Below are 10,422 nucleotides of genomic sequence, written 5' to 3' on the forward strand. Positions count from 1 at the left end.
TCAGCTCGCCCCGAGCCCTCGTACCCGGGCCGGGACCGGATGAGGCGACTGGCCCGGGCCCCCCTCGCCCTCCCGCTCGACGACCACCCGGTCGCCCTCCCAGCGGGCGAGGTAGCGCTCGACCTCCGGCTCGGACCTACCGTCGCCCACGTCGTGCACCACCGTCCCGCCCCCGGTGCGTCCGGGGGCGGGCGCCCAGACCTCCAGTTCCAGCCCGCCGTCCTCCCCGCGCACCGGAATGACGGCACCCGCGCGCGCGAACACCGGAACACGTGCCAGGGGCGCGTCCACGAGGATCTGCCCCGGCCCCTCGTGGACCCGCTCGGTGGCCGTGTCGTACCAGCGGCCCCGGGGAAGCTGCACCGCCCGCCGTTCCGTCGCCGGATCCAGCACCGGCGCCACCAGCAGGCAGTCGCCCAGCAGGAACGCGTCCTCGCAGTCGCGCAGCGCGCGGTCCTCGGGCGCCGCCCACCACAGCGGCCGCACATAGGGCGCCCCCGTACGCCGGGCCAGATGGGCCAGGGTCACGAAGTACGGCAGCAGCCGCCGGCGTTCGACGAGCGCCGCGCGCGCGTGCTCCAGCACCTCGGCACCGAACTCCCAGGGCTCCCTGCGTCCGGCTCGCGGACTCGCGTGCGTACGGAACAGCGGCAGGTACGAGCCCAGCTGGAACCAGCGCAGATAGAGCTCGGGCGACGGACTCCCGTCGAAGCCGCCCACGTCCGGCCCCGAGTACGGCACCCCGCACAGCCCGAGGCCCATGACCAGCGACAGCGACGCCCGCAGCCCGGGCCAGCCCGTGGCCACGTCACCGGACCACGTACCGCCGTAGCGCTGCATGCCCGCCCAGCCCGAGCGGGAGAAGACGAAGGGGCGTTCCTGGGGAGTCAGACCCGAGAGCGACTCGTAGGCGGCCTGCGCCATGCAGAGGGCGTAGACGTTGTGCGCTTCACGATGGTCGCCGCCCCTTCCCTCCAGGGAGTGCCGGGCCGAGCGGGGCAGGGTCGACTCCCCGAACGCGGTGAACGAGGTCGGTTCGTTCATGTCGTGCCAGAATCCCGAGAACCCCTGAGCGACCCGCTCCGCGTAGAGGCGGCCCCACCACTGCCGCACCCGCGCGTCGGTGAAGTCCGGGTAGGCGGCCTCCCCGGGCCAGACGACTCCGCGCACGAGCCGTCCCGACGCGTCCCGTACGAACGCGTCCTCGGCACTCCCGCTGTCGAACACGTCGTTGCCCGGTTCGGCCTTCACCGCCGGATCGACGACCGACACCAGGCGGATCCCGTCCCGCCGTAGGTCCTCGGCGAGCTGAGGCAGCTTCGGGAAGCGCTCGGTGTCCACCGTGAACACCTGGTGGGCGTCGTAGTGGTCGATGTCGAGATGGACCGCGTCGAGCGGAAGATCGCGCTCCAGGTAGCCCGAGACGATCCGGCGCACCTCCTGCTCGTCGCCGAAGCCCCACCGGGCGTGATGGTGGCCGAGCGCCCATGTGGGCGGCATGGCGGGCGCCCCGGTGAGCGAGGCCCAGGCGAGCAGCACCCGCGCGGGAGTGCCCACCATGACCCAGCAGCGCAACGGACCGCCGTCCATGCGCAGCTCGGACATGCCCTCGTGGTCGTGGCCGGACCCGGCGCCCTCCTCGCCCTCCCGCAGGGTCACCGTGCCGTCCCACGAGGTGTCGTGGAACACCAGATGCGTCGCCGCGTCGGCGACCACCAGCTGCACCGGCATGGTGACGTACAGCGGATCGTCGCCCGGGCCGAAGGGCCGTCCGGGGTCGGTGTTCCACAGCCGGTACGTCCCGTCCCGCAGTCGAGGACCCGATGCCCGTCCGCCGAGCCCGAAGAACCGCGCGTCGGCGGCCACCTCGGAGCGCTGCATCCAACGCGCCGGACCGCCCCCCACCGGCTCCCACCAGCGCGGCGGCAGATCCCGGCGCAGCACCATCCCGCCGGGTGTGAGCACCTCGATCGCGCCGTGCCGCGAGACGACGACCGTCACCCGCTCGGCCACCACCCGCCAGCCGCCGTCCTTGTCCGGCTCCAGCACCGCCCTGGGGTCGGGCTCCGGGCAACGGCCGGCGAGCGCGTAGGACGGCTCCGGGCCCGCCCCGTCCCATCCCCAGAAAACAGCCCCGTTCACCGCCACGGTGATCCGCAGCTCCGAGCGGTTGAACCGGACGACACCGCCCCCGGGCCCCGGCTCCACGTCCCGCACGGGACCGGGCACCCGCGCCCGCTCGGCCCCCCGCCGGGGCAGCCCGGCCGCATCGACACGCCTCCTGCGCCACGCGGCCCGTACGGTGCGCACCCGCTGGGCCGCCCCCGCCGAACCGACTGCCTTTATCGAACGCACCAGGTCACGACCGTCCATGCTGTTCAGCCTGCCATTGACCGGTCTGCATGTAAGTGTTGTTCAACTTCCGTTCACCCGTGCCGGGACCACATCTTCACGACACGGACTATGTGGGGCACGCCCTGGTGTAAGGATCGATCACATGGCATCGTCCGTGTCAGCCGCGCCACGCGCACACCCCAGCCCGTGCGCGGAGGACGCACACGACGCGCAGAGTCCGGGAGCCGCCCCATGTCGACCGAGAACCCCCAGCCGCTCTGGCAGCCCGATCCGGAACGTATCGACCGGGCCCAGATCACCGCATTCCAGGCCTGGGCCGCGCAGCACCACAACGCCCCCGCCGAGGGGGGCTATCCCGCACTGCACCGCTGGTCCGTCGACGAACTGGACACGTTCTGGAAAGCCGTCGCGGAGTGGTTCGACGTACGGTTCTCGACTCCCCCCACGCAGGTGCTCGGCGACCGTTCGATGCCCGGTGCCCAGTGGTTCCCGGGATCGACGCTGAACTACGCCGAGCACGCCTTGCGCGCCGCCGCCACCCGCACGGACGAACCCGCCCTCCTGTATGTCGACGAGACCCACGAGCTCACTCCGGTGAGCTGGTCCGAGCTGCGCCGCCGGGTCGGCTCCCTGGCCGCCGAGCTGCGCGCCCTCGGCGTACGGCCCGGCGACCGCGTCAGCGGCTACCTGCCCAACATTCCCGAGGCCGTCGTCGCCCTGCTCGCCACAGCCGCCGTGGGCGGCGTCTGGACGTCCTGCGCCCCGGACTTCGGCGCCCGCAGCGTCCTGGACCGCTTCCAGCAGGTGGAACCGGTGGTCCTGTTCGCCGTCGACGGCTACCGCTACGGCGGCAAGGAGCACGACCGTCGCGAGACGGTCGCCGAACTGCGCCGTGAACTGACCACCCTGCGCGCGGTCGTCCACATCCCCCTCCTGGGCACCGAGGCCCCCGAAGCCGCCCTGGAGTGGTCGGCCCTGACGAGCGCCGACACCGAGCCCGTCTTCGAGCAGGTTCCCTTCGACCATCCCCTGTGGGTGCTCTACTCCTCCGGCACGACCGGCCTGCCCAAGGCCATCGTCCAGTCCCAGGGGGGCATCCTCGTCGAGCACCTCAAACAACTCGGCCTGCACTGCGACCTCGGCCCGCAGGACCGCTTCTTCTGGTACACGTCCACCGGCTGGATGATGTGGAACTTCCTCGTCTCCGGCCTCCTCACGGGCACGACGATCATCCTCTACGACGGCAGTCCCGGATACCCGGACACCGCCGCCCAGTGGCGGATCGCCGAACGCACCGAAGCCACCCTCTTCGGCACCTCCGCCGCCTACGTCATGGCGTGTCGCAAGGCCGGCGTGCACCCCGGCCGCGACCATGACCTCTCCCGGGTGCGGTGCGTCGCCACCACGGGGTCCCCGCTGCCGCCCGACGGGTTCCGCTGGCTGCACGACGAGGTCCGGGACGATCTGTGGATCGCGTCCGTCAGCGGCGGCACCGACGTGTGCTCCTGCTTCGCCGGAGCGGTACCGACCCTCCCGGTCCACATCGGGGAACTCCAGGCGGCCGGCCTGGGCACGGATCTGCAGTCCTGGGACCCGAGCGGCAATCCCCTCGTCGACGAGGTCGGTGAGCTCGTGGTCACCAACCCGATGCCGTCGATGCCGGTCCGTTTCTGGAACGATCCCGACGGCAGCCGCTACCGGGAGAGCTACTTCGACACCTATCCCGGAGTGTGGCGCCACGGCGACTGGATCACCGTCACCGCGCGCGGCTCGGTCGTCATCCACGGCCGCTCCGACTCGACGCTCAACCGCCAGGGCGTGCGCATGGGGTCGGCCGACATCTACGAAGCGGTCGAACGCCTGCCGGAGATCAGGGAATCCCTCGTCATCGGCATCGAACAGCCCGACGGCGGCTACTGGATGCCCCTCTTCGTGCACCTCGCCCCCGGAGCCGTCCTCGACGAGGCCCTCCTGAACCGCATCAAGCAGGCCATCCGCGACCAGCTCTCCCCCCGCCATATCCCCGACGAGGTGATCGAGGTGCCCGGCGTTCCGCACACCCTCACCGGAAAGCGCATCGAGGTTCCCGTGAAGCGCCTCCTGCAAGGCACCCCCTTGGAGAAGGCGGTCAATCCCGGCTCCGTCGACAACCTCGACCTGATGCACTTCTACGAGGACCTGGCTCGCAAGCGCGCCTGACCGGCACCCCAGGGGCGGTCAACCGCCATAGGTGGCCTCGGACTCGCCGAGCACCCCGGCGAAGTCCGAGGCCAGCCGCACCGCGTCAGCCGGTTCCAGATCCGACACGGAGATCCGCACGCCGGGGCCTGCCGCCGTCCGGAACCGGGCGCCCGCCGCGACCCACCAGCCGTGCGACCGCAGCCCGTTCACCACCGCCGACTCGTCCCGCACGGGCACCCACAGGTTCATCCCACTCGCCCCGTGCGCCTCGATGCCACGCTCTCGAAGCTCCCGGAGGGCAGCGCTCCGACGTACCCCGTACCGCTCCTCGGCGCGCGCCACCAACGCGCGGGTGTCCTCGTCGGTCATCAAACCGAGCACCGTCTCCTGGAGCAGATGACTGACCCAGCCGGAGGTCAGCAGCAACCGCCGGTCGTGCCGCGCCAGCGTCGTCGCATCGCAGGCCGCCGCCGCCCACCTCAGGTCGGTCCCGAGGAACTTGCTGACCGTCCGCACATGCACCCAGCGCGGCAGCCCGTGCCCGGCCAGGGTCCGCAGGGGCGCCTGGGCCACCGCGGAGGCGTGGTCGTTCTCCACGACCAGCACATCGGGCCGGTCCCGCAGCACGGCGACGAGCTCGTCGCGGCGCGCGGTGGAGAAGCGGCCGCCGTACGGGTTCTGCGCGCGCGGACTGCACACCAGCGCACGCACACCCGCGTGCAGCGCCTCTCGGAGCTCGTCGGGGCGCACGCCCTCGTCATCGACGGCCACCGGGACGACCCGCAGCCCCAGGGCCGCGACCAGATCCAACAGATGGTGATATCCGGGATCCTCCATGGCCACGCCGTCACCGGGCCGCAGTTCCACGGAGAGCAGCCGTCCGATCAGATCCAGGGCCCCGTGCGCGAACGTCACGTTGTCCACGGGCACGCCCTCGGGCCGCAACCACTCCCGCACGGCGTCCTCCAACCGCGCCAGCCGTGGTGTCGAACGATGCGACCGAGCCCAAGGGGGAGCAGTGCATCCGATACGCCGCGCAACCACATGGTCCAGAGGTATACCGGGCGGGCGTGACGGACGCAGAATGCTCGGGGTGGCCCTCGTCGACCGCGTCGGCAGCGGTCTGTGGGCGTCGGTGTCCGTCCTCTACCTCACCTACGTCTCCGGCCTCTCCCTCACCGAGGTCGGCACACTCGTCGCCGTCGCCGGGGCCGTCGGAATCGTCGGCGCACCGATCGGCGGCCGTATCGCCGACCACGTCCCGCTCACCCGCGTCCTGCCCGCACTCCAACTCCTGCGCGCCCTGGCCTCCATCGCCCTGATCGCCACGGACGACTACGTCCTGCTCCTCGTCTTCTCGGCAGTCGGCAGCCTCGGCGACCGCGCCGCGAACGTCCTCACCAAGCTCTACGCGACCCGGGCCGCGGGACCGGAACGCGTCCGCTACCAGGCCCTCCAGCGAACCGTCGCCAACGCCGGCTGGGCCCTGGGCGGCCTCGCCGCCGCAGCCGCGCTCACTCTCGACACCACGGCCGCATACCAATGGCTCCTCGTCGGCGACGCCCTGTCCTTCCTCGCCACCGCACTCCTCACCCTCCGCTGCGCCGAACCCGCGTCCACGTCCCGCACCGTCGCCACATCGCGGAACCCCGAACCCCCGGCCGCACCGACGAGCCCCTGGCGCGACCGCACTTATCTCGCTTACGTCGCCACCGAGACTGTCCTCTTCCTGGACGACGCCGTCTTCAAGGTCGGACTACCCCTGTGGATCGCGCACGCGAGCAACGCACCGCACGGCCTCGCACCCCTGCTGCTCGTCCTCAACAACGTGATGGTGGTGGCCCTGCAGGTCCCCCTGGCCCGCTACGGCACCACCACGGCAGCCGCACGCAACCTGCTTGTCCCGCACGCGGCCGCCGTCGCTCTGGGCGGCATCACCATGGCGCTCTCGGCCACCGGCGGCCCCCTCACCGCCACGCTCCTCCTCACCGCCGCGGCCGCCGCCTTCACCGTGGCGGAGATGCTGCACGCCACCGTGTCCTGGGAACTCTCCGTCGCCCTCGCCCCCGACACCTCCCTGGGCTCCTACCTCGGCGTCCACGGCCTCGCCCAGTCCGCCCAGCGCAGCATCGGCCCACTCACCGTCACCGCGGCCGTCGTGACAGGCCCGATCGGCTGGACCGCCTTCGGCACCGCCATCGCCCTGACCTGCATGATCCAACGCGGACTCGTCCGGGACCGCCTCACTCCGGGCCCGTTGTCAGTGCCGCCCGTTACTGTGAGTGAGCATTGATCGACCGTGCACAGGGGGAAACATGGCGCACACCGACCACCAGACCATGCGACGCGTCCTGCGCCGCGAAATCGCCGGCACCATCGGCCTGCTCACCGACGAGCACGACTTCCGGGCGATGCGGCGCTACCGCACCTTCACCTTCGACGACCATCCCACCTATCTCCGACAGGTCGAAGACCTCCTCAGGACCCGCGCCGCACAAGGCAGCCACACCACCGTCGCCCTCTTCGACCCACTGGAGTACGCCGAATTCTGCGCGGAAGCGGGCCTGGACCCCGACTTCCCGGCGAGCCGCACACGCTTCACAGCGGAACTGGCCGCCACCGGCCCGACCATCCCGTACGACGGCCAGTCCCTGACCGACCTGGTGCCGGCCCTCGTGGACGAAGCCGTACGACAGGCCACCTGGGAGTACGCGAGCACCTTGCTGGCCCGCCTCGGCGCGTGTGCCTCCTGCGGTGAGGACGTCGGCCGCGCGGCCTTCGTGCGAGCCTCGCACCTGCTCGTCCGCGTCCTGGACACCGCCGACCCGGGCAACCGCCACCTTGTCTGCAGCGTCACCGGCACCCCGGAGACCCTTCTCTCCGTGCTCCACGCCGACGAGGACATCGACGGCGCCACCCACCTCGACGAGGCCGAGGCCCTGGAGTTCACCACGGTCCTCGCCCTGGGCCTCGCCACCCACAGTCCCGGCGGCCTCGTCATGCGCACCAGCGCCCCCGGCGCCCCGGACCGCGTCTACGGCTGGCGCCTGCGCGGCGAAGGCCTCGAACCACTCACCGCCGCAGAGGTCTTCGACGCCTACTGCACCGACGTCGACTCCGGCGACCTCGTCTCTCCCGAACCCGACGTCGACTACTGCGTACCCCCGGACCTCGGAGACACCGGGCAACCGATGGGGCACCACCACTGAACGCCGGAGGGGCGCCCCACTCACAGGTGGCGCGCCCCTCCGGGACAGCGGACAAACCGCTCAGGAACGGCTACTCGCCGGACAGCACGGCCTGAGCGGCGTCGCGCGCCTCCTCGGCACTGTCCGCGGCCCGCGCGGCAGCCGCGGCCCGCTCGCACTGCGCCAGGGTGAACTTCGCCAAGGTCGCCCGGACATACGGAATCGAAGCCGCCCCCATGGAAAGCGAGGTGACACCCAGGCCGGTCAGCACACACGCGAGCAGCGGGTCGGACGCCGCCTCACCACACACACCGCAGCTCTTGCCCTCGGCCTTGGCGGCCTCAGCCGACAGGGCCACCAGGTCGAGCAGCGCGGGCTGCCACGGATCCTGCAGACGGGACACCGCACCGACCTGACGGTCCGCGGCGAAGGTGTACTGCGCGAGGTCGTTGGTCCCCAGCGACAGGAACTCGACCTCCTGCAGGACCGAGCGCGCCCGCAACGCCGCCGACGGGATCTCCACCATCGCGCCGAACTTCGCCCGCAGCCCCGCCTCGCGGCACGCGTCGGCGAAGGCCTTGGCGTCAGCGCGGTCCGCCACCATCGGAGCCATGACTTCCAGGTAGACCGGCAGCCCCTCCGCGGCCTTGGCCAACGCGGTCAGCTGAGTGCGCAGCACCTCCGGATGGTCCAGCAGCGTCCGCAGACCACGCACGCCCAGAGCCGGGTTGGGCTCATCGCCCGGGGTGAGGAAGTCCAGCGGTTTGTCGGCACCGGCATCCAGGACCCGCACCACGACGCGGCCCTCGGGAAACGCCTCGAGGACCTGTCGGTAGGCCTCGACCTGCTTCTCCTCCGACGGCGCGTTCTTGCTGTCGTCGAGAAACAGGAACTCGGTACGGAACAGACCGACACCCTCGGCCCCGGCCTCGACGGCCGCGGGCACGTCCGCCGGACCGCCGACGTTGGCGAGCAGCGGCACCTTGTGACCGTCGGACGTGGCACCGGGCCCCGTCGACGCGGCCAGCGCGGCCTTGCGCTCGGCCGCTGCCGCCGCCATCCGCGTCTTCTTCTCCGCGCTGGGGTTCACGAAGATCTCACCGGTGCTGCCGTCGACGGCGATCACCGTGCCCTCGGCCAGCTCCCCGGCACCGGGGAGCGCCACCACGGCCGGAACCCCCAGCGCCCGCGCCAGAATCGCGCTGTGGCTGGTCGGCCCGCCCTCCTCGGTCACGAACCCGAGCACCAGAGCCGGGTCCAGCAGCGCCGTGTCGGCCGGCGCGAGGTCACGCGCGATGAGGACGTACGGCTCGTCGCTGTCCGGCACACCCGGCATCGGAACCCCGAGCAACCGGGCGACGATACGATTCCGCACGTCGTCGAGGTCCGCCACGCGGCCGGCGAGATACTCACCGGCACCGGCCAGCAGGGCACGGTAGGCGGCGAAGGCGTCGTACACCCCTCGCTCGGCCGTGCTGCCCACAGCGATACGCCGTTCCACGTCCGCCATCAGCTCGGGGTCCTGAGCCATCATGGCCTGCGCCTCAAGCACCGCTTGGGCTTCGCCCCCCGCCAGGTTGCCCCGCGCCATCAGGTCGGCAGCCACGGCCTCCACGGCCTTGCGGGCGCGCCCCTGTTCACGCTCCGCATCCTCAGCCGGGATCTGCTTGGCGGGCGGTTCGAGCACCGCCGTTCCCATGTGCCGAACCTCGCCTATCGCCACACCGTGGCTGACGCCGACGCCTCGCAGCGTTGTCTCCATCTCACCGTCTCCGTAGTGCGGCGGTCCCGCCACCGCGATGGTTGTCCTATGTGCCGTCACCGACGGCACCGATGTCACTTCCAGAGGAAGAGACTGTCGCCCACCTTCACATCGCCGTCCTCACGGAGCTCGTCGAGAGCCTCGGCCGTCGCTTCGAGCGCTACGACGGGGCAGATCGGAGACTTGCCGGAGGCCTCGACCGAGGCGGGGTTCCACCGCACCACACCTTGACCGCGAGTGACAGAGTCGCCCTTGTTCACGAGCAGCTCGAAACCCTCGCCGTTGAGCTGCACCGTGTCGATGCCGAGGTGGGTGAGGACACCATGGCCCTCCTCGTCGACCACGACAAAGGCGTGCGGATGCAGCGAGACGATGACGCCGTCGACGGGCGCCACCGCTTCGGAGGGCTCACGCACCGGGTCGATGGCCGTGCCCGGGCCGACCATGGCCCCGGAGAAGACCGGGTCCGGCACTGCGGCCAGTCCGATGGCGCGCCCGGCAAGAGGGGACTGGACGGTGGTCATGGGAAGCCTCCCGGGGGTGGAGATTCATTGGGGCCGTCACTGCCTGTCCCGGACGGCGCACTGTTCAGCAGGGTATGTCACGTGTAGTAACGGTTCCCCATGAGAGCCTACGGATTAGTGGTCTAGACCACAACCCCAATCAATTTGCCCCTGCCTCACGGCCCCGTGTACAGTCGTGCTCCTGCCCGGGGCAGAGCGGCGCACTCGCGTCCTTGCCTGGCAGCACCAAACTTGTCAGATCCTATCTCGGGGTCATCTTCTGCATGCCTGCAGGACGGTGGTCAGAGAGTCGGAAAAACACTGATAGAGTTTGGAACACCGAAGGGAAGCGCCCGGAGGAAAGCCACGAGAGAGTCTCTCGGGTGAGTACAAAGGAAGCGTCCGTTCCTTGAGAACTCAACAGCGTGCCAAA

The 10,422-nt window shown here is 71.1% G+C and carries 7 protein-coding genes; 3 read left to right on the forward strand and 4 right to left on the reverse strand.

The genetic code is table 11. The annotated features are described in order from the left end of the window. Positions 1–2,373: a TIM-barrel domain-containing protein gene (locus ACFYRY_RS36195; RefSeq protein WP_389155579.1), complete on the reverse strand. Its 2,373-nt coding sequence runs from the start codon at positions 2,371–2,373 to the stop codon at positions 1–3. Positions 2,374–2,586: 213 nt separating this feature from the next. Here ACFYRY_RS36195 and ACFYRY_RS36200 point away from each other — a divergent pair, with 213 nt between their 5' ends. Next, positions 2,587–4,554: an acetoacetate--CoA ligase gene (locus ACFYRY_RS36200; RefSeq protein WP_389155582.1), complete on the forward strand. Its 1,968-nt coding sequence runs from the start codon at positions 2,587–2,589 to the stop codon at positions 4,552–4,554. Positions 4,555–4,572: 18 nt separating this feature from the next. Here the strand turns inward: ACFYRY_RS36200 and ACFYRY_RS36205 are convergent, their stop codons facing one another. Next, positions 4,573–5,580, reverse strand: coding sequence for an aminotransferase class I/II-fold pyridoxal phosphate-dependent enzyme (locus ACFYRY_RS36205; RefSeq protein WP_389155585.1), 1,008 nt, complete (start codon positions 5,578–5,580; stop codon positions 4,573–4,575). A gap of 40 nt (positions 5,581–5,620) precedes the next feature. Between ACFYRY_RS36205 and ACFYRY_RS36210 the strand changes: the two genes are divergently transcribed. Next, positions 5,621–6,829 carry an MFS transporter gene (locus ACFYRY_RS36210; protein ID WP_389155588.1) on the forward strand — a complete coding sequence of 403 codons (1,209 nt, stop codon included), beginning with the start codon at positions 5,621–5,623 and terminating at the stop codon, positions 6,827–6,829. A 22-nt stretch (positions 6,830–6,851) separates the two neighbouring features. Beyond that, positions 6,852–7,745: a hypothetical protein gene (locus tag ACFYRY_RS36215; protein WP_389155591.1), complete on the forward strand. Its 894-nt coding sequence runs from the start codon at positions 6,852–6,854 to the stop codon at positions 7,743–7,745. 70 nt (positions 7,746–7,815) lie between these two features. Here the strand turns inward: ACFYRY_RS36215 and ptsP are convergent, their stop codons facing one another. Beyond that, positions 7,816–9,486: a phosphoenolpyruvate--protein phosphotransferase gene (gene ptsP, locus ACFYRY_RS36220; protein WP_389155594.1), complete on the reverse strand. Its 1,671-nt coding sequence runs from the start codon at positions 9,484–9,486 to the stop codon at positions 7,816–7,818. Between the two features lie 74 nt (positions 9,487–9,560). Further along, positions 9,561–10,010 carry a PTS glucose transporter subunit IIA gene (locus ACFYRY_RS36225; protein WP_389155597.1) on the reverse strand — a complete coding sequence of 150 codons (450 nt, stop codon included), beginning with the start codon at positions 10,008–10,010 and terminating at the stop codon, positions 9,561–9,563. Positions 10,011–10,422 lie beyond the last annotated feature (412 nt).

Source organism: Streptomyces sp. NPDC005263 (assembly GCF_042872365.1).
Classification (GTDB): Bacteria; Actinomycetota; Actinomycetes; order Streptomycetales; family Streptomycetaceae; genus Streptomyces.